The sequence below is a fragment of the Pseudomonas sp. B40(2017) genome, from assembly GCF_002112855.1.
In the GTDB taxonomy this organism is placed as follows: Bacteria; Pseudomonadota; Gammaproteobacteria; order Pseudomonadales; family Pseudomonadaceae; genus Aquipseudomonas; species Aquipseudomonas pharyngis.
In genome coordinates, this window is record NZ_NEIT01000001.1 from 334,950 (window position 1) to 355,490 (window position 20,541).

Genomic DNA, 20,541 nt, shown 5'->3' on the forward strand with positions numbered 1-20,541 from the left:
CGGCTTTTTTCCGGAGTGCCTGATGTCCGTCAGTGTCTGTGCCTTGCGTTTGCCTTCCCTCGACAGCCTGTTACGCCACCCCGCGTGCCAGCCCTTGGCCGAGCGTTACGGACGCGAGGCCCTGGTGACGGGGTTTCGCCAGTTACTGGATGACTTGCGCGACGCCGTGGTGGCAGGGCAACTGACCGCCGTAGAAATCAGCTCTGAAGCGCTGGCCGGAAGGGTTTCTGAACGCCTGGCCCTGAAGCAGCGCAGCCAGGTGCGCCGGGTGTTCAACCTGACTGGCACCGTGCTGCACACCAACCTCGGGCGCGCTTTGTTGCCCGAAGAAGCCATTGAAGCGGTGCAACTCGCGGCGCGCTATCCGTTGAATCTGGAATTCGATCTGGCCAGCGGCAAGCGCGGTGACCGCGACGACCTGATCGAAGGCCTGATCCGCGAGCTGACCGGTGCCGAAGCCGTGACCGTGGTCAACAACAATGCCGCCGCCGTGCTGCTGACCCTCAACAGCCTCGGCGCGCGCAAGGAAGGCATCATTTCCCGGGGCGAGCTGATCGAGATCGGCGGCGCGTTCCGCATCCCCGACATCATGAGCCGCGCCGGCGTGCGCCTGCACGAGGTCGGCACCACCAATCGCACCCATGCCCGCGATTACGAAGCGGCGATCGGCCCACGCAGCGGCCTGATCATGCGCGTGCACGCGAGCAATTACAGCATCGAAGGCTTCACTGCCCGGGTGCCAACCTCCGAACTGGCCGCGTTGGCCCATCGGCATGATCTGCCGCTGCTGGAAGATCTTGGCAGCGGCAGCCTGCTGGATCTGACCCGTTGGGGCCTGCCGGCGGAACCGACGGTGCGTCAGGCGTTGCTTGATGGCGCCGACATCGTCACCTTCAGCGGCGACAAACTGCTCGGCGGGCCGCAGGCGGGGGTGATCGTCGGGCGCAAGGACTTGATCGCGAAGATCAAGAAGAACCCGCTGAAACGCGCGTTGCGGGTCGACAAACTGACCCTGGCCGCACTCGAAGCAGTACTCGGGCTCTATCGCGACCCGGATCGGCTGGCCGAGCGCTTGCCGAGCCTGCGTTTGCTGACCCGTCCGCAAGCCGAGATTCTGGCCCAGGCCGCACGCTTGCAACCGGCCTTGTCCCAACTGCTGGGCGAGGGCTGGACCGTCACGGCGCAACCCGCTTTGGGCATGATCGGCAGCGGCAGCCAACCGGTGGCGCGCCTGCCGAGCGCGGCGCTGTGCCTGCGCCCGCAGGTATCGAAACGCCTGCGCGGACGTTGCCTGCTGAATCTGGAAGCCGCGCTGCGCGCCTTGCCGATCCCGGTGCTCGGGCGCATCGATGACGATGCGTTGTGGCTGGATCTGCGGCAACTCGACGATGAACCGGCGTGGCAGGCACAACTCGGGCAGTTGCAAACGTGATCGTCGGCACGGCGGGGCACATCGACCATGGCAAGACGTCACTGCTCGAAGCGCTGACCGGGCAAACCGGCGACCGCCGCCCGCAGGAACGCGAGCGCGGGATGACCATCGACCTCGGTTATCTGTACGCAGAACTGGCGCCCGGCGCCGGGCTGACCGGTTTCATCGACGTGCCGGGCCACGAGAAATTCACCCACAACATGCTGGCCGGAGCCCAAGGCATCGATCTGGTGTTGCTGGTGGTGGCGGCGGATGACGGCGTGATGCCGCAGACCCGCGAGCATCTGGCGATTGTCGAGCTGCTGGGCATTCCACGGGCGCTGGTGGCGATCACCAAGTGTGATCGGGTCGAGGCGGGCAGGGTGGAAGAGGTGCGCCGACAGGTTGAAAGCCTGCTGGCAACCGGGCCCTATGCCGAAGCACCGTTGCTGACGGTTTCCAGTGTGACGGGTGAGGGCGTCGATGCGCTGCGCGAAGCGTTGCGGCAGATAGAAGGCGAGGAGCGCAGTCGCGAAGGCGGTTTTCGCCTGGCCATCGACCGCGCGTTCAGTGTCGCCGGCGCCGGTATTGTGGTGACGGGGACGGCGCTTTCGGGCTCGGTCGCGGTGGGTGACAAGCTGAGTCTGGGCCCGGCGGGCAAAAACGTGCGGGTCAGGGGCCTGCACGCGCAGAATCAGACCGCCGAACAAGCCTTCGCCGGCCAGCGCGTGGCCCTGAACATCAGCGCGGATCGTCTGGAACTCGGGCAGATCCATCGCGGCCAATGGTTGCTCGCCGAATGGCTGCACGCACCGACCCAGCGGCTGGATATCGAATTCCGGTTGTTGCCGGGCGAGCGGTTTTTCGAGCACTTCCAGCCAGTGCACCTGCATCTGGGCACGCAAGATGTGATCGCCCGGGTCGCCTTGCTGGAGGGACCGAGTCTGGCACCCGGCGAGCGCATGTTTGCGCAATTGCTGACCAACGTCCCGGTGCACGGCGTCCACGGTGATCCCTTGATCCTTCGTGATGCCAGCGCCCAGCGAACGCTCGGCGGTGGGCGCGTGCTCGATCCCTTCGCCCCGGCCCGCCAACGGCGCAGTCCGGAACGGCTGGCACAACTGCGGGCACTGGCGATCAGCTCCGAACTGGAACAGGCCTTGCCTACGTTGCTGGAATACAGCGCAAGCGGCCTCGACCCGCAACGCCTGGAGCGACAGTTCAATCGTCCGCGTGACGGCTGGACGCTGCCGGACAACGTCCGCCTGATCGAAACCCGTCAGGGCCCGGTGCTGTTCAATGCGCAGCGCTGGGGCATGCTCAAGTTCAGGCTGCTGGAGCAACTGGCGCGCTTTCATGAGCTGGAGCCCGATCAGATGGGTCCGGACCGCGACCGTCTGCGGCGTTTCAGCAGTTTGAGCCTCGAACGCGCGACCTTCATCAGCCTGCTGGAAGAGTTGCTCGGCGCCGGCTCACTGGTCGCCAGCGGCCCGTGGCTGCATTTGCCCGACCATCAGGTGCGCCTGAGCGCCGACGACGAAACCCTGTGGCAGGCGTTGCAGCCGTTGTTTGAACAGGCCGGCTTCGATCCACCGTGGGTACGTGACGTGGCGAAAGTCGTCGGTCAGGACGACGCGATCGTGCGTTTGCTGCTGCGCAAACTGGCGCGCCTTGGCGTGATGCATCAAGTGGTGCGCGACCTGTTTGTCACCGACATCACCCTGCGGCAAATGGTGGCGGTGCTGTTGCGCCTGGCCGAAGAAAATCCGCAGATCGAAGTCACGGCCTTCCGCGATGCGCTAGGCTTGGGACGCAAGCGCAGTATTCAGATCCTCGAATACTTCGATCGGCTGGGCCTGACCCGGCGCGTCGGCGAAGGCCGGCAAATCCGCTGCGACAGTGCGCTGGCCAACCCCGGCGCGGACTGAGTTCAAGGAAGGCAATCGCGCCCGGTGGCGCGGCCGGGCTTCAAACCCGGTTGGGGACGGCATCCGTTCCCGGGCAGGTTCGACTCCGGCTGCCTTCCGCCATTTCTCCCCTCAAAACCCCAGTGGGTACTGGATCACCACGTAGATCCGGTCAATGTCGTCGCCCGCCTGAGCGCTGTTGGCCCGGTGCGACACGTGGGACAGCTGCACCGACAGATCCTTGGCCGCGCCGGACTGGACGATGTAACGCAGATCGATGTCGCGTTCCCAGTGTTTGCCGCCGTCCCCTTGCTGAGGCTGATATTCACCGGAATCCGCGTCGAACGGGTTATAGGCGCCGCCCTTGGGCGCGTGGGTGCCGTCGATGTGGCTGCCGGAAACGTAGCGGGTCATGAAATTCAGCCCCGGAATGCCGAAGGCGCCGAGATCGAGGTCGTAACGCGCTTGCCAGGAGCGCTCGTGGGCACCGTTGAAGTCGGCGTATTTGATCGAGTTGGCCAGGTAGATCGAGTCGCCACCAACGAAATCGAAGGGCGTGTCGCCATTGATGCGTTGCCAGCCGAGCATGACCGCGTGGGCGCCAACGGTGTATTTGCCCGAAAGGCTGAACGCGGTGTTGTCGATGTCGCCGGCCAGTGCCTGCCCGGTGTCGCGGGTGTGGTAGACGTTGGCGTCGAGCAGCAGACCGGACTGCTTGAAATGCAGGTTGGCGTAGTACTGGCGCCAGGTGTCGCTCAGGTAAGACGCATACAGCGCGCCGCCCACCGGGCTGTCGCTGAACAGCTCGGTGCCGACAAAACTGATGCTTTCGCCTTGGGTGCTGGCGCCATAGCCCTGAAAGTCGCCTTTGCCGGAAGAACTGTCCTGGTTCTTGAACGCCGTGAAGCGCCCGGCGACAAGGCGCGCGTTATCGATCTCATGGCTGTCGAGCAGAAAACCCGTGGCGTATTCCGGTTGCAAGCGTTTGTCCGAGGTATCGAACACCGGCGTTTCCACGGTCATTTCACCGAAGGCGAGGGTGGTTTTCGAAGTCTTCAACTTCAGCGCACCACCGGCGCTGGAGTATTCGCTTTCGCTACGGCCATCACTGTCCACCGGCAAAAGTCCGGTGCCGGAATGCCCCTTGCCGCCATCGAGTTTCAGCCCATAAAAGGCGTGGGCATCGAGACCAACCCCGACGGTTCCCTCAGTGAAACCGGATGCGAAAGTGCCGATAAACCCTTGAGCCCATTCCTGTTTGTAGTTTTTTCCGGCAGGCGAGGGCGAGCGGTAATCGTTGCTCAAGTAGAAATTGCGACTGAGCACTTCGGTCTTGGCGTCGTCGAGAAATCCGCTGGCGCACGCGGTGTCGGCGAACCCGCCAATCATTAAGGCGAGCGCGAGGCGCGGCTTGGATAAAACCATCATGTGTCAGCAACCAGGATTGGCGGAAGGTGACGCCATGGTCACGCGGATCGGCTGCCGGCGATTGAGCGCATGTGCTGAGTTGAATGTGTGAACAAGCGTCATGTTCCGCCGGCCGGCTCAGGATTGATTGCTCAAAGCACAAGACTTCACGCTCAAAAGCCGGATAATGGCGGCCAATTTGTTTAGCTCGCTATTCTGGTAACCCGCATGGAAATCAAGGTCAATTTTCTCGACAACCTCCGACTCGAAGCCAAGTTCGATGACTTCACGGTGGTGGCCGACCAACCGATCCGTTACAAGGGCGATGGCTCTGCACCGGGTCCGTTCGACTATTTCCTGGCGTCGTCGGCCTTGTGCGCGGCTTACTTCGTAAAGTTGTACTGCAGCACCCGCAATATCCCGACCGAAAACATTCGTCTGTCGCAGAACAACATTGTCGACCCGGAAAACCGCTACAACCAGATCTTCAAGATCCAGGTCGAGCTGCCGGCAGACATCTCGGAGAAGGATCGCCAGGGCATCCTGCGCTCCATCGACCGCTGCACGGTGAAGAAGGTGGTGCAGGCCGGGCCGGAGTTCGTAATCGAGGAAGTCGAGAACCTCGACGCCGATGCCCAGGCCTTGCTGATGCCGGCGTCCACCTCAGGCGCGGGCACCTGCATTGCCGGCAAGGACCTGCCGCTGGAACAGACCATCGCCAACATGTCGGGGATTCTGGCCGACCTGGGCATGAAGATCGAAATCGCTTCGTGGCGCAACATCGTGCCCAACGTCTGGTCGCTGCACATCCGCGATGCGCAGTCGCCGATGTGCTTCACCAATGGCAAGGGCGCGACCAAAGAAGGCGCGCTGGCCTCGGCGCTGGGCGAGTTCATCGAGCGGCTCAACTGCAACTTCTTCTACAACGATCAGTTCTGGGGCGAAGACATCGCCAATGCCGAGTTCGTGCATTACCCGGACGAGCGCTGGTTCAAGCCGGGTGCCAAGGATGAGTTGCCGGTAGAAATCCTCGATGAATATTGCCTGGGCATCTACAACCGCGACGGCGAACTGCGCGGCTCGCACCTGTACGACACCAACTCCGGCAACACCCAGCGCGGCATCTGCTCGCTGCCGTTCGTGCGTCAGTCTGACGGTGAAGTGGTGTATTTCCCGTCCAACCTGATCGAGAACCTGTTTCTCAGCAACGGCATGAGCGCCGGCAACACCCTGGCTGAAGCGCAGGTGCAGTGCCTGTCGGAAATTTTCGAACGGGCGGTCAAGCGCGAAATCCTTGAGGGCGAAATGGCCCTGCCGGATGTACCGCAAGAGGTGCTGGCGAAATACCCAGGCATCCTCGCCGGCATCCAGGCGCTGGAAGAGCAGGGCTTCCCGGTGCTGGTCAAGGACGCGTCGCTGGGCGGTGAATTCCCGGTGATGTGCGTGACGCTGATGAACCCGCGCACCGGCGGCGTATTCGCCTCGTTCGGCGCGCACCCGAGCTTTGAAGTGGCGCTGGAGCGCAGCCTCACCGAGTTGCTGCAGGGCCGCAGCTTCGAAGGCCTCAACGATCTGCCGCAGCCGACCTTCTCGGGCCAGGCCGTGACTGAGCCGAACAACTTTGTGGAGCACTTCATCGATTCCAGCGGCGTAGTGTCGTGGCGCTTCTTCAGCGCCAAGGCCGACTTCGAATTCGTCGAGTGGGACTTCTCCGGCAACGGCGAAAACTCCAACGCCGAAGAGGCCGCAACGCTGTTCGGCATCCTCGAAGACATGGGCAAGGAAGTCTACATGGCGGTCTACGAGCACATCGGCGCCAAGGCCTGCCGCATTCTGGTGCCGGACTATTCGGAGATCTATCCGGTAGAAGACCTGATCTGGGACAACACCAACAAAGCGCTGCAATTCCGGGCCGACATCCTCAACCTGCACAACCTGAGCAAGGTCGGCCTGCGCAACCTCGCCAAAGGCCTGGAACACAGCGAGCTGGACGATTACACCGACATCACCACGCTGATCGGCATCGAGTTCGACGACAACACGCCATGGGGCAAGTTGACCATTCTCGAACTGCGCCTGCTGATCTACCTCGCCTTGCAGAAGTTCGAGCAGGCTAAGGATCTGGTCGAGGCCTTCCTGCAATACAACGACAACACCGTCGAGCGTGGCTTGTTCTATCAAGCGGTCAACGTCGTGCTGGAAATGGAGCTGGATGAGGATCTGCAGCTGGAAGACTACGAAGCCAACTTCCGCCGCATGTTCGGCGACGAGCGCATGGATGCGGCGATCGGCTCGGTCAACGGCACTGTGCGCTTCTACGGCCTGACGCCGACCAGCATGAAGCTGGAAGGGCTGGATCGGCATCTGCGCCTGATCGAGAGCTACAAGAAACTGCACGCAGCGCGGGCCAACTTCGCGGGTTGATTCGGTTGGCGGCACGCACAAAAAAAGCACCTTCGAGTGCTTTTTTTGTGGTCGGCAAATGATGGTGTCAGAGCGCGGCTTTCACCTGCAATCCAAACACCAACGCATTGTCGATGTCCTGGCCGGAAAACGCGCCCGGCTCAATGATGTATTGCACATTCGGGCGCAGCGTCAGCCAAGGCGTGGCCTGATAGCCGTAACCGAGTTCGATCAATTGTTCGGCGCTGTCCAGATTGGGGAACGCGGCGCCATTGGCCGTGGCGGTGTCCTGCAGCACATCGCGGCTGCGCGGGTTCGGCACTGCGCGGCCGTAACCGAGCGCTACGGTGTCACGCGGGCGGCCTTCGAAAGGCTTGTACAGAACCAGACCGGTGCCGTACCACTTGCTGAACGGCGAAGCTGCTTCGCTGGCCGCCGAGTATTGGCCGAAAGCGTGCAGGCTGCGACCTTCAGAGACGTCCGAAGCCCAGACGGCCTGATCGATCAGGACGTAATGGCCGCCGCGTCCGGACACTTCCTTGTCACTGCCGATGCGTTTGACGTCGGAGCTGTCGTAGTAATACCCGAGCTTGTACTCGCCGGGCAGTTTGCCGGCCTGCTTGTAGACCAGTTCGATCGGCACCACGGTGCCGGTGGTGTGTTTCGGGCCCAGGTGCCAGGCACGGCTGGAATTGCCGTTGCTTTCCGGATCGACATTGAACGCGGCTACGCGCAGTTGCCAGGCCGGGGAGAGGTCGTATTTCACCCGCACACCCAGGTGGGCGTTGGGGTAGTTGGTCCAGCCACTGCCACCGGACATGTTCAGCGGATGGCCGCAGAAACCGGCGTTCATGAAGTTGCAGAGAATGCCGCTGTCGAGGCCGCCGAGGTCGTTGCCCATGGCCATGTAGCCGAGTTTGACGTTCAGTGCCGGGCTAAACAGGCTGCGCTCGTAGCTCAGCTCGGTCAGGCGGGTGTAGAGGCCGCCGTAGTTTTCCTGAATCGGCAGACGGTTGCCGACCAGGTCTTCGGAGGCACTGTTGCCGCGTCGATCGTTGATGGTCAGCTGAATCTTGCCCGCGTTGTCCACGCCGTACAGTTTGCTCAGGTCGAACTGCGCGCCGAGCTTGATGTTCTGCGAGTAACGCGCCGAGCGATGCAGGCCGCCGTCGGCGTTGTAGGCGGTTTCGCCGGTGTAATCACCGGTGAACTTGATGCCGTCTTCGTCGAACTGGTGGCGCAGGCCGCCCCAGTCGCCGGTCAGGGTGCTGCGGGTAAATACGTTCGAATCGGTATCGGCAAGGGCGGGCAGGGCAGCGCCGCAGGTGAGACCGAACAGCATGCCGGTGAAAACCCCGGCGTGAGAAAAGCGAACAGCCAATGACATTGCGCAAATCCAGAGCGAAGGACATGAAACAACGCGGCACCCGAAGGTGCCGCGCACAAGTGAAACGAAGGCGAACGAGACGGTTTACGGCAGGGCGTAAGCCATTACGTAGTCACCGCGATCAGTCGACTGGCGAGCGCCACCGGCGGTGATGACCACGTATTGCTTGCCGGTTTTCGGCGACACATAGGTCATCGGGCCACCCTGACTACCGACCGGCAGACGCGCTTTCCAGACTTCTTCACCGTTAGCGCTGTTGAAGGCGCGCAGGTAGAAGTCCTGGGTGCCGGCGATGAAGATCAGGCCGCCCTGGGTCGACAGCGTGCCGCCGAGGGTTGGCAGACCGATCTTGATCGGCAGGTGCATGCGGATGCCCAGGGGACCGGTGTCTTCAACGGTGCCGACCGGCACTTGCCAGGCGACTTTCTGGGTTTTCATGTCGATGGCGGTCAACGTACCGAACGGCGGAGCCTGGCACGGAATGCCGGCAACCGACAGGAAGCGGTTTTTGTTCACGGCGTAAGGCGTGCCCTTGAGCGGCACGGCACCCATGCCGGTGTTCAGCGCTTCGCCACCGGAAGAGGCCTGAGCCTTGTTCTGCGACGGAATCATCTGAATCCACAGGCCCAGACGCATGTCGTTGACGAAGATGAAACCGTGCACCGGGTCAGTGGAAATGCTGCCCCAGTTCATGCCGCCCAGCGAACCCGGGAAACTCAGGGATTTGTCAGTGCCCGGCGCGGTGTACAAGCCGTCGTAACGCATCGACTTGAAATCGATCCGGCACAGCAGTTGGTCGTACGGGGTGGCGCCCCACATGTCCGATTCAGTCAGGTGCTGGGCACCGATCTGCGGCATGCCCACCGATTTCGGCTGGGTCGGCGAGTACGGTTCGTTGGGGATATTGGCGGCCTTGACCGGCACTTCTTTAACGTCGGTCAACGGTTTGCCGGTGGCGCGGTCGAGCACGTAAATCTGCCCGGCCTTGGTGCCGATGACCACCGCCGGTACGGTTTTACCGTCCTTGGTGAAGTCAATCAGGCTTGGCTGCATCGGCAGGTCGAAGTCCCAGAGGTCGTTGTGGACGGTCTGGAATACCCACTTTTCTTCGCCGCTGTTGGCGTCCAGCGCCAGGACGGAGGCACCGTAGGTGTGATCGAGTTTGCTGCGCTCGACACCATAGATGTCAGTGGAAGAACTGCCCATCGGCAGGAATACGGTGTTGGTCGCCGGGTCATAGGACATCGGTGCCCAGCTGTTCGGCGTGCTGCGCACATAGGTTTGGCCATCGGCCGGTGCCTGTTTATCCTGCGGGTTGCCCGGGTCGAACGCCCAGCGCATGGCACCGGTCATGACGTCGAAACCACGGATCACGCCGCCCGGCATGTCGGTCTGCACGTTGTCGGCCACACGACCGCCAACCACCACGGTGGTGCCGGCCATCAGCGGCGCGGAGGACAGTTGATAGTAGCTGTCCGGCACATCACCCAGACCGGCCTTCAGATCCACCTGGCCGTTGTTGCCGAAACCCCGGCAGAACTCACCGGTGTCAGCGTCGACCGCGATCAGGCGGGCGTCGATGGTGTTGGTCAGCAAGCGACGCGTGCAGTTAGCGACCGGAGCGGTCGGGGTTTCAGTCACTGGCGAGCTGGCCGGTTTGGCGACGGCGGTGCTGGCGTCGAAATACGCCATGCCACGGCAACGCTGCCAGACTTTGGACTGAGCGTTGATCGCGTTTTTCCAGAGTTCTTTACCGGTGTCGGCATCCAGTGCGATCAGGTTGTTGTGCGGGGTGCAGATGAAGACTTTATTGCCGATCTGCAGCGGAGTCAGCTGGTCTTCGGCACCGTTGCCATCGCTCTCGGCGATGTCGCCGGTGTGGTAGGTCCACGCGACTTTCAGCTTGTCGACGTTGCTGCGATTGATCTGGTCAAGCGCGGCGAAGCGGCTGCCGCCTTCGGTATTACCGTAGTGGGCCCAGTCTTTCTGCGCCTTTTCCGGCTCGACCGGCGTCAGGCCCGGACCGGTACCGGTAGGGGCGACGGTCGGGTGCGCAACGAACATGTTGCCGGCAGCCACGGCCAGTCCAACGGCCAGAACAGCCGCAACGCCGTAAGCACCGCGACCTGCAACGTCACCATTGGCGCGTTTGAGCAGCGGATAGACCAGCGCGACCACCAGACCCACCGCGCTGAACATGAACAGGCGCGAGAACACCGGCCAGAACACCAGCCCTGCGTCGATCACGGCCCAGATGGCGGTCCCAACCAGAAATGCCGCGAACAGCCAGGCACCGGCAGGCTTGCGCCGCGCGATCAGCAGACCGGAAACGGCCATCACCAGACCACCCACCAGGAAGTACCAAGAGCCTCCCAGGCTGACCAATTTCACACCGCCAGCAGCCAGTGCCAGGCCGAGCAGGGCGATGATCACCCCGAGCCCGACCAGAATGAATGTTGATATGCCCGAGAGGCGTTGACTCTGCTTCACGTTGAATGTCCCGTTGAAATGAGGCGAGCATTATATAGTTAGGTAACTACCTAGTTAAATCACTAAATCAGCATGAAGTGTAGTTTGCTGCTCAGCGAAGCGTCGGATCGGGGGACGGTTTGCGCCTGTCAGGCTGCGGGCGATATTGAAAAGTGGTTGAAAGTCGCTTTTCTGTCAGGGGAAGTGGGATTTGTGACAGGCATGGCTCGCGCAGTGATTACGTCGGTGCCTGGGCTGATTAGACTAATGGCTAACAGCGCCGGCGTCAGAGCGGCGGCTGGGCAATGATCATTTTTCCCATTACGCTGAAAAACTTCGTCCGCACCCTACAGAATTTCGTGATCGTGAAGAAAATAGTCCGCGTAGATGACCTTCAGGTATTCGTCACCACGGCTGCGGCCGGCAGTTTCTCCGCCGCCGCCCGATTGCTGGACATTTCTCCAGCCTTGGCCAGCGGAGCGGTTCAGCGTCTTGAAGGCAGTCTTGGAGCAAGGTTGTTCGTTCGCTCGACCCGGCGCTTGAGATTATCGGACGATGGCGAACGCTATCTTTCCCATGCCCGGCAGGCACTCGAAGCGCTCGAAAATGGCGAGATCGCGCTGAGTGAAGGTCGCGATGAAATCGCCGGCACGATTCGATTGTCGATACCGTCGGATATCGGCCGAAACGTGCTGTTGCGATGGCTCGACGAGTTTCAGCAACTGCATCCGAAGGTGCTGCTGCAGTTACGGGTCAGCGATCAGATTGCCGACCTGGTCGGCGAACAACTGGATGCCAGTATCCGCTATGGTTTGCTGGCCGATTCCAGCCTCGTCTCTCTGGCCCTGGCGCCCTCAAACAGAAGAACGGTCTGCGCCTCGCCGGACTATCTGGCTCGCCATGGCAGGCCAGCCACACCTGAAGAATTGGGCAACCATAACTGCCTTCGGTTTGTGATGGGGGAGCAGACCTACGAACGCTGGAGCTTTCATTCGGCGGACGGTGTCAGGACCGTTCAGGTGACGGGCGACCGGGTCAGTGATGATGCCGATATCGTCCGGCGCTGGGCGGTTGCCGGTTTCGGAATCGTCTACAGGTCGAAAATCGATGTGCTGGATGACTTGCGCAGCGGTCGACTGGTGGAGCTTTTCCCGGCAGACGTCGGACAGCCGGCACCGCTCCAACTCGTGTGCCCCCATCGCACCTCGCTCACACCTGCCGTACAGGCTTTGAGGGCTTTCCTGGCGCAACGCTTCGAACGTTACGTAGCTCATTGAGAACCTGACGAAGCTGCAGGTGCCGCGTCAGGTTCAGGCCTTTGAGCCACACCTCATTGCTCTGACGTTTCTTTAGTACGTCGCTGCAGGCCTTGCGCCGATCTTGACGCGCATCAGGCTGTACGGTTTGACGCGTTTGTCCTGTCCGTCATTAAAACCTGCCGAGCGATGAAGCTGGTTGGCGGTGAAATACAGATAGCCGTCCGGGCCGATCGACAACGTATCGGGCCAAAGCACTCGTGAGTCTTCGACCAGCGTCTGCCAGCGACCGTCCGGCAGGCGTTTGCGAATCGCGTTGTGCTCGTAGTCACCGGCGTACACGGCACCGTCGGCATCGGCTTCAAGACCGTCGGAAGCACCTTTTTCACCGAGGTCGACGACGGCTTTTTCCAGTTCGGCATCGCTCACCCCCGGATCACGCAGCAGGGCAGTCGGCACGGCGTACAGATGCCTGCTCGATAACGGGCAGAAGTAAAGCGTCTTGCCATCATTGGACAGGGCAATACCGTCAGACGCCACCGTCAACAGGCCGGTTTTGCCTTGAGCGTCGCGCGTCACCAGTGCGGGCTTGCCTTCAACCTTCGGGATAAAGGACGGGTCGGCCGAGGTGGATTGGGCGCCAGTCAGTTTGCGGCTTGCCTGGCCACTCGCCAGATCGACCACGATGATGCCGCCAGGACCACTGACCGAAGAGTCGGTAATGTAGGCGGTCCCTTCCTTGCCTGTACGGAAGTCAAAGCGTACGTCATTGACATAGGTGGTCGGCAGGATGACGTCGTCAGGGAACACAATCGTTTTTGTGATCTTGTCGGAGGCCAGGTCGATCGCCACCAGCTTGGCTCCGCCCGCCTGAGGCGCGGAAAACTTCGGTGCTGCCGTGTCGAGCACCCAGACGCGGCCTTTGCCGTCGGCAACCACACTTTGCACGCTGATGAATCCCTTGGCCGGGTTCTGCGGATCCGCGACATTGGTTTTCAGATCAGGGTAGGGCACAAGTTGACCGTTGGAAATTTCCGCAACGGTGTAGGGCACGTCATCGCCCCAGCGGGGGAAGTTCACGAAGATCCGGCCGGTTTCGGTCACCGTCACGCCTGTCGGCATGGCCCCGTTGAACGCGTAAACACGTTCGATGGCGGCGCCTTTGCCCGTATCACTTTGCGCTACGGCCAGGCCGCTTACGGATACCGCAAGGGCCAGGCCTGCGATTTTAAATAATCTGTTCATGTTCAAGTCCTTGAGCGCCAGTGATATGAGGAGCCTTCCAGCACGAGTCGCGATAAATCAGTGAGCGCGAGAAGGCAGTGACAGGCTATGCGCGACGACCTTCTTCAGACAGAAGCAGATCGCAGGAAGACTTTCCGCATTTTGCGGAAAATACAAAACTGCCAGCCTTCCATCAGGGAGGGCTGGCAGCCTTGACGACAGATGGCTTCAACTCAGGCGACCGGAATCGGGTTCTCCTCCAGTGCCTGGTTGAACTGATTGATCAGAGCGTGCTCATTAATGCCTTGGTTGGCTCGCAACGGGACGACCCGATCCACCAACACTTCCGTGGTCGCCGTTTCGAGTTTTTCCAGGGTTTCCCGAATGAATTCGTCGAGCGGCATGGCGCGTTCATCGCCGCTTTTGTGAATCAGGTCGGTGTCGACCCATGGCGGCGCGATCTCCAGCACTTTTACGCGGGTGTCGCGCAGGGTGAAGCGTTGCGACAGCGAGTAGGAGTGAATGGCCGCCTTCGTCGCCGAGTACAACGCTGTCGCAGCCAGTGGCAGATAGGCCAGCACGGAGCTGTTGTTGATGATGAAGGCTTCGGGTTGACGCTTGAGGTGCTCGACGAATGCGGCGCTGACACGCACCGGGCCGAGCAGGTTGGTTTGCAGCAGGCTCACCGCCTGTTCGTCGTCGTAATCACCCGAGGCTGGATTATCGAACGGCATGATCCCGGCGTTATTGATGATCACGTTCAGCGAGGGGTGGCGGCGTATGACTTCCTGGGCGACATCCTTGATTTGCTGCGGGTCATTGATGTCCAGCTGGACCGTGTCGATACCGGGATTGGCCCGGGCGATCTCATCCAGCAGGGCCTGGCGACGGCCCGCGATGATGACCTGATTGCCGCGCTGGTGAAATGCCTCGGCCAAAGCGCGGCCAATGCCGGAGGTGCCGCCGGTGATGAAGATCGTGTTAGCGCTGAGTTTCATGATTCATATCCTTTTGATAGCGATCAGTTGGCGTTGTAGCGCGGCGCGAGCCGGTTGCTCGAAAGCTCGGAGAACAAGGCCTGGCGGCTGGCTTCGTAACGCTCGTAACCTTGCAGGTCGTGCATCGAGGGGATGGAGATCAGTACGCCGTTGTCGAAATCCTGCAGAGCGCCAGCGACCAGGTCCTGGGCCGACATCACAATGCCCGGATCCAGATGCTCGACAGGCAATCCACCGATTTGCCAGAAGTCCGTCGCGGTTGCGCCGGGCAGGACAGCCTGAATCCGGATGCCTTTATCCGAGAGTTCCTTATGCAGGGACTGGGTGAACGCGGTCACGTAGGCCTTACTGCCGCCGAACACGCCGTTGAGCAGCTCCGGCGCCAGGCTGACGATCGAGGAGATATTGATCACGGCGCCTTGTTCACGGGCGACAAAACCTGGAATCGCGGCGTAGGTCAGGCGGGTAAGGGCGGTGACGTTCAGCGTGATCATCTCGGCCATCCGCTCGACATCACTCTCCAGCAGGCCGGTATGGGTGCCGATACCGGCATTGTTGACCAGCAAAGTGATGCTGGCGTCCTCACGCAACTTGCGTTCTACCTTGGCGAGGTCCTCGGGGCGGCCAAGATCGGCCTGCAACACTTCGATGTTCTGCCGGGTTTCGCTGGTCAGGCGGCTAGCCAGTGCGTTCAGACGTTCGCGGTTGCGCGCCACCAGCACCAGGTCGTAACCCCGGCGGGCAAGGTGTTCGGCGTAAATCGAGCCGATGCCGGTGGACGCGCCGGTGATGAGCGCAGTGCCTTTGTATTGTTGCGTCATGATCAAGCTCCGTGGGTTGTGTGTGGAGCCATGATGAAGGAGGGGACTGATGTCTTAAACGACGTATATGGTAGTGTTTAAGGACATTCAAAAAGGAGTTCAGTCATGCATCGCGTCGGCTATCTGATTACCGAGGGTTTTCAGGTGATGTCCCTGGCAACCCAGGCTGTATTCGAGTTCGCAAACATCGTTGCGGGGGAAGAGATCTACAAGGTCCAGAACTTCTCGATCGGCGGCGGAACCGTGCGTTCTTCATTGGGCATGTACATCGACACGCTCCCTCTGGGCGCCCCGGGATTGGCCGACACCTGGATGATTACCGGTACGCTGACCCCCTTGAACCCGCCACGTGAAGAGGTGCTGGCCAGCGTGCGAGCCTTCGTCGACGGGGCACGACGCACAGCAGGTCTGTGCACCGGCTCGTTCGTTCTGGCGCAGGCAGGGGTTCTGGACGATCGGAGGGCGACCACCCACTGGGCCTATGCGAACAAGCTCCGTGAGCTGCATCCAAGAATCGAGGTCGAGGAAGACCGGATCTTCATCGTCGACGGTCCCGTCTGGACGTCGGCAGGAATGACAGCCGCGCTGGACATGGCGCTGGGCATGGTGGAAAAGGATCTGGGCACCGACATGGCCCGGTCGGTGGCGCACAAACTGGTCATGCATCAACGGCGTTCGGGTGGGCAATCCCAGCATTCGGAACTGCTTACGCTTGCTCCAAAGTCGGACCGTATTCAAAGTGCGCTGGAGTATGCGCGCACGCACCTGGACCGCCCGCTCAGCGTGGAGGAACTTGCCGACGTCGTGCACTTGAGCCCAAGACAATTCACCCGGGTATTTACTGCCGAGACAGGCCAGTCACCGGCCAAGGCTGTTGAAAGCCTGCGTCTGGAGGCCGCTCGCGTGATGATCGAGCAAAGTCGTCACAGCCTGGATCGCGTGGCGAAGGAAACGGGGTTTCGAGACCGTCGCCACATGCGCGAAGTATTCATGCGAGGGTTTGGCGTTCCGCCACAGGCAGTTCGAAGGGATGCCAGGCGGATCGGCCAGGAGAATCCATCTGATCGGGCCGCTCATCCGTAAGCGCCCCGATCAGCCAGCAGTCAAAGCCAGGACTTGATTTGCGCGCAGACTGCGTCGGTGGAAATGCCGTAGCGATCATGCAGTGTCGGCAGTGCACCGGCGTCGAGGAACGCGTCGGGCAATGCGATCTGCCTGAACGTCGGCGTCACTCCGTTGCGCAGCAGTACCCCGGCAACCGCTTCACCCAGCCCGCCAATAATCGAGCTGTTTTCTGCGGTAACCACCAGCCGGCCAGACTTGCGAGCCTCGGCGAGAATGGTCTGTTCATCCAGCGGTTTGATCGTCGGCACATGCAGCACGGCGACATCGACGCCATCGGTCTGCAGCGCCTTGGCGGCCTCCAATGCGCGCATGGTCATCAAACCGGTCGAGATGATCAGAACATCGTTACCGGTGCGCAGGGTCTTGGCCTTGCCGATCTCGAATTGATACCCGTACTCATCCAGCACCAGCGGCACGTTGCCGCGCAGCAGGCGCATGTAAACCGGCCCCTGATGCGCGGCAATGGCGGGCACGGCCTGTTCAATTTCCAGTGCGTCACAAGGGTCGACGATCATCAGATTGGGCATCGCCCGGAAGATCGCCAGGTCATCGGTGGCCTGGTGGCTGGGGCCGTAGCCGGTAGTGAGGCCGGGCAATCCGCAAACGATTTTGACGTTAAGGTTTTCCTCGGCAATGGCCATGCAGATGAAGTCATAGGCGCGACGCGAGGCGAACACCGCATACGTGGTGGCGAACGGCACGAAGCCTTCGCGGGCCATGCCTGCGGCCGCACTCATGAGCAACTGTTCGGCCATGCCCATCTGATAGAAACGATCCGGGTGGGCCTTGGCAAAAATGTGCAGGTCGGTGTACTTGGACAGGTCAGCGGAAAGGCCGACGATATCCGGACGCTGATCCGCCAGTGCAGCCAATGCATGTCCGAAAGGTGCAGATCTGGTGACCTGACCTTCTGACGCGATCGAGGCAATCATCGCCGAGGTGGTCAGGCGCTTCTTGATCGGTTCGCCAGTCGAGGTCGGTGTGTTGGCGGCGTTGCTCATTGGTTTTTTCCTTCTTCAAGCGTGGTCAGTGCCAGATCCCATTCGTGTTCGTCCACGCGGATGAAATGGGTCTTTTCGCGGTTTTCGAGGAAGGGCACACCTTTGCCCATGGTGGTGTCGCAGATGATCACCCGTGGCTGAGCGCCGGGGTGGTGGCGGGCGGCATCGAAGGCTTCGACCAGTGCGTCCAGATCGTTACCGTCGACGCGCTGGGTGAACCATCCGAACGCTTTCCAGCGATCCACGATGGGTTCGAACGACAGGATCTCGCTGGAATGGCCGTCTGCTTGCTGGTTGTTGACGTCGACGATGGCGATCAGGTTGTCGAGCTTCCAGTGCGAGGCCGACATCACGGCTTCCCAGGTCGAACCTTCGTTCAGCTCGCCGTCCGACAGCAAGTTGTAGACGAACGATGTCGAGCCCTTGCGCTTGAGGCCCAGGCAAGCCCCGACGGCGATGCCCAGCCCCTGACCCAGCGAGCCACCGGTGATTTCCATGCCCGGCGTGTAGGCGGCCATTCCCGACATCGGCAATCGGCTGTCATCCGAGCCGTAGGTTTCAAGCTCATCGAGCGGAATGATCTCGGCTTCGATCAGCGCCGCGTACAGCGCAATCGCATAGTGACCGATCGACAGATAGAAACGATCACGCGGCTCCCACGCCGGGTCTTCGGGGCGATAGCTCAGCGCATGGAAGTAGGCGACCGCGAGCAGGTCCGCCGCACCGAGGGCCTGGCCGACGTAGCCCTGGCCTTGCACCTGCCCCATGCGCAAGGCATGGCGGCGAATGTTGTGGGCGCGCTCGGCCAGCGTCTGGGGTGTTGTGAATGAAAGGTTGGCAGTCATGGTGAATTCTCCTGTGAATCAACGATTGACCAAGGCAGCGGGAATGCGCAGGACCAGCGAGGCGCCGATCAGCAGCACGCCGGTGATCAGATACATGCCGATAGCGCTGGAGCCGGTGAGTGTGGTTATCCAGCCAATCAGGTAGGGCGAGCAGAAGCCGGCAAGGTTGGCGAAGCTGTTGACGGCGGCAATGCCTGCCGCAGCGGAGACACCACCGAGCAGCGTGGTGGGGAGCATCCAGAACAGCGAGGTCGCGGACAGGATGCCGGAAGCCGCCAGGCACAGACTGAGAATGGACAGCATCACATTGCCTCCCATCAGCGCCGCGAGGGTCAGGCCGATGGCCCCGGCGATCATCGGCACGATCAGGTGCCAGCGGCGTTCGCGATGTTTGTCACCACTGCGTCCGACCAGCAACATGGCGGCGATGGCACAGAGGTACGGCAGGCTGGTCAGCAAGCCGATCTTCATCGGATCGGAGACCCCGGCATTACGCACAAGGGTCGGCAGCCAGAAGGTGATTGCGTACTGCCCCATCACCACACAGAAATAGATCCCCGCGAGCAGCCAGAGGCGACGGTCACGAATGAATTCGCCCACGGACGCATGCGTCACTTTCTGCTGGTCGTCCTCCGTCAGCTCACGAGCGATCAGGGCTTTTTCGTCGTCGTTGAGCCAACTGGCCTGATGCACGCCATCCTTGAGATAGCTGAGCACCAACAGTCCGACAACCACCGTAGGCACAGCCTCCAGCACAAACATCCATTGCCAGCCGGCCCAGCCGTGCATACCGGCGAAGTGGTTCATGATCCAGCCGGAGAGCGGGCCGCCGACCATGCCCGACAACGGGATAGCGATGAACCACAACACCGTCATGCGTGCACGCCGGTAGGACGGAAACCAGTAGGTGAGGTACAGCAGCAGACCCGGCGCCAGGCCGGCTTCGGCAATGCCCAGCAGAAAGCGCAGGGCGTAGAACTGCCAGGCGGTTTCGACGAAGGCGAAGAGGGCGGAAACAATGCCCCAGGTGATCATGATGCGCGCGATCCAGACCCGCGCGCCGACCTTGTGCAGGATGATGTTGCTGGGCACTTCGCAGAGAAAGTAGCCGATGAAGAACATGCCCGCGCCCAGCCCGTAGACTGTTTCGCTGAGCGCCAGATCGTTCATCATTTGCAGTTTGGCAAAGCCGACGTTGACGCGATCGAGGTAGGCGCACAGGTAGCACAGCATCAGGAACGGCATCAGGCGCCAGGCGGTTTTACGGTAGGCGTTGGAACGCACCGCCGAAACGGCTTCGAGCGACAGGGTAGTCATGATGGTCTGATCTCTTGTTTTTATTGACCGCCGGGCAAGTCTGCCCGGCCGTATCATCGATCCAGAACCGCACGGGCCGCGAGGCCCGCCACGTGTGTCAGTGAATCAGCATGCCGCCGTTCACATCCAGGGTGATGCCAGTCAGATAGGAAGACAGGTCGCTGGCCAGGAACAGCGCCGCATTGGCCACATCCTGGGCCTCGCCCAGGCGACCCAGCGGAATGCCGTCGATGATCGCGTGGCGGCGCTCGTCCTGCATCAGGCCGCCAGTAATGTCGGTGTGAATCAGGCCGGGAGCGATGGAGTTGACGCGCACGTTGTCCGGCCCCAGTTCACGCGCCATGGCCTTGGCCAGGCCCAGCACACCGGCCTTGGCGGCGCTGTAATGAGGCCCGCCAAAAATGCCGCCGCCACGCTGTGCGGAAACCGAAGACATGCACACAATGCTGCCGCTGGCTTGCTGGCGCATGAGCGGTATCACCGCCTGGGACATCAGCAACGTACCGCGCAGACTCACGTCCAGCACCTTGTCGTAATCACCGGGTCGGATATCGAGGGTCTTGAGGGGTTGGGTGATGCCGGCATTGTTGACCAGTATGTCGATCCGCCCAAAGTGTTCGATGACGGTCGCGACAGCCTGCTGCACCTGGGACTCGTCGGCGACGTTGGCAGCCAGGCCGAGATGACCCTCGCCCAAAGAGGCAGCGGCATCGCGGGCAGCGGATGCGTCCAGATCCAGAATCACCACCCGGGCGCCATGTTGAGCGAAGGTCGTTGCTGTCGCGCGGCCGATACCACGTGCGGAGGCAGCACCTGTGATGATCGCGACTTTGCCTTGAAGAAGCATGGGAGAAACCTCTGATTGTTGTTATTGAGTCGGTCCGTGCAGAACCGATGACTCAGCTTGTCTCCCGCAACGACCCTGAGCAATAACGCAAACTTCACTGGATGCTGAAAAAAATTCAGCACT

General features: G+C 61.4%; 15 protein-coding genes and 1 tRNA gene. 6 read left to right on the top strand and 10 right to left on the bottom strand.

All coding sequences use genetic code 11. From position 1 onward, the window contains the following. Window positions 1-22: 22 nt before the first annotated feature. The 3 genes from selA (at window position 23) to CAF76_RS01445 (ending at window position 3,441) form a co-directional block, all read left to right on the top strand. Complete coding sequence (gene selA, locus CAF76_RS01435) at window positions 23-1,432, top strand: L-seryl-tRNA(Sec) selenium transferase (protein ID WP_085646553.1); 1,410 nt, start codon at window positions 23-25, stop codon at window positions 1,430-1,432. Beyond that, entirely contained in the window at window positions 1,429-3,339 is a 1,911-nt protein-coding gene (gene selB / locus CAF76_RS01440; protein WP_085646554.1) for a selenocysteine-specific translation elongation factor, read from the top strand. Before selA ends, selB begins: the two co-directional genes overlap by 4 nt. A gap of 6 nt (window positions 3,340-3,345) precedes the next feature. Beyond that, a tRNA-Sec gene (locus CAF76_RS01445) sits at window positions 3,346-3,441 on the top strand. A gap of 9 nt (window positions 3,442-3,450) precedes the next feature. Here CAF76_RS01445 and CAF76_RS01450 read toward each other — a convergent pair. Next, the gene (locus CAF76_RS01450) at window positions 3,451-4,746 is read right to left on the bottom strand and encodes an OprD family porin (RefSeq protein ID WP_085646555.1); all 1,296 of its coding nucleotides are present in this window, start codon (window positions 4,744-4,746) and stop codon (window positions 3,451-3,453) included. 207 nt (window positions 4,747-4,953) lie between these two features. Between CAF76_RS01450 and CAF76_RS01455 the strand changes: the two genes are divergently transcribed. After that, entirely contained in the window at window positions 4,954-7,149 is a 2,196-nt protein-coding gene (locus CAF76_RS01455; protein ID WP_085646556.1) for an OsmC domain/YcaO domain-containing protein, read from the top strand. Between the two features lie 67 nt (window positions 7,150-7,216). Here CAF76_RS01455 and CAF76_RS01460 read toward each other — a convergent pair whose 3' ends face one another. Next, the gene (locus CAF76_RS01460; RefSeq protein WP_085646557.1) at window positions 7,217-8,515 is read right to left on the bottom strand and encodes a carbohydrate porin; all 1,299 of its coding nucleotides are present in this window, start codon (window positions 8,513-8,515) and stop codon (window positions 7,217-7,219) included. An 84-nt stretch (window positions 8,516-8,599) separates the two neighbouring features. After that, the gene (locus tag CAF76_RS01465) at window positions 8,600-11,005 is read right to left on the bottom strand and encodes a glucose/quinate/shikimate family membrane-bound PQQ-dependent dehydrogenase (RefSeq protein WP_085646558.1); all 2,406 of its coding nucleotides are present in this window, start codon (window positions 11,003-11,005) and stop codon (window positions 8,600-8,602) included. Window positions 11,006-11,289: 284 nt separating this feature from the next. Here CAF76_RS01465 and CAF76_RS01475 point away from each other — a divergent pair, with 284 nt between their 5' ends. Next, window positions 11,290-12,261, top strand: a complete 972-nt coding sequence (locus CAF76_RS01475; protein ID WP_172829483.1) for a LysR family transcriptional regulator — start codon at window positions 11,290-11,292, stop codon at window positions 12,259-12,261. A gap of 72 nt (window positions 12,262-12,333) precedes the next feature. Here CAF76_RS01475 and CAF76_RS01480 read toward each other — a convergent pair whose 3' ends face one another. From CAF76_RS01480 to CAF76_RS01490, 3 genes are all read right to left on the bottom strand, one after another. Continuing rightward, window positions 12,334-13,485, bottom strand: coding sequence for an L-dopachrome tautomerase-related protein (locus CAF76_RS01480; RefSeq protein WP_085646560.1), 1,152 nt, complete (start codon window positions 13,483-13,485; stop codon window positions 12,334-12,336). Window positions 13,486-13,697: 212 nt separating this feature from the next. After that, window positions 13,698-14,462 (bottom strand): SDR family oxidoreductase, encoded by a 765-nt coding sequence (locus CAF76_RS01485; protein WP_011334128.1) that lies wholly within the window; start codon window positions 14,460-14,462, stop codon window positions 13,698-13,700. A gap of 23 nt (window positions 14,463-14,485) precedes the next feature. Next, on the bottom strand, window positions 14,486-15,283 hold the full coding sequence (locus CAF76_RS01490; protein ID WP_085646561.1) for an SDR family oxidoreductase: 798 nt from the start codon (window positions 15,281-15,283) through the stop codon (window positions 14,486-14,488). A gap of 105 nt (window positions 15,284-15,388) precedes the next feature. On the opposite strand from CAF76_RS01490, the gene CAF76_RS01495 reads away from it, so the two are divergent. Continuing rightward, window positions 15,389-16,366 carry a GlxA family transcriptional regulator gene (locus tag CAF76_RS01495; protein ID WP_085646562.1) on the top strand — a complete coding sequence of 326 codons (978 nt, stop codon included), beginning with the start codon at window positions 15,389-15,391 and terminating at the stop codon, window positions 16,364-16,366. Window positions 16,367-16,386: 20 nt separating this feature from the next. Here the strand turns inward: CAF76_RS01495 and CAF76_RS01500 are convergent, their stop codons facing one another. The 4 genes from CAF76_RS01500 to CAF76_RS01515 form a co-directional block, all read right to left on the bottom strand. Continuing rightward, window positions 16,387-17,409, bottom strand: coding sequence for a transketolase family protein (locus tag CAF76_RS01500; protein ID WP_085646563.1), 1,023 nt, complete (start codon window positions 17,407-17,409; stop codon window positions 16,387-16,389). Next, window positions 17,406-18,254: a transketolase gene (locus CAF76_RS01505; protein WP_085646564.1), complete on the bottom strand. Its 849-nt coding sequence runs from the start codon at window positions 18,252-18,254 to the stop codon at window positions 17,406-17,408. The genes CAF76_RS01500 and CAF76_RS01505 overlap by 4 nt, the downstream gene beginning before the upstream one ends. An 18-nt stretch (window positions 18,255-18,272) precedes the next feature. Further along, window positions 18,273-19,571, bottom strand: a complete 1,299-nt coding sequence (locus tag CAF76_RS01510) for an MFS transporter (protein WP_085646565.1) — start codon at window positions 19,569-19,571, stop codon at window positions 18,273-18,275. Between the two features lie 97 nt (window positions 19,572-19,668). Beyond that, the gene (locus CAF76_RS01515) at window positions 19,669-20,418 is read right to left on the bottom strand and encodes an SDR family NAD(P)-dependent oxidoreductase (protein WP_064381592.1); all 750 of its coding nucleotides are present in this window, start codon (window positions 20,416-20,418) and stop codon (window positions 19,669-19,671) included. Window positions 20,419-20,541: the final 123 nt, after the last annotated feature.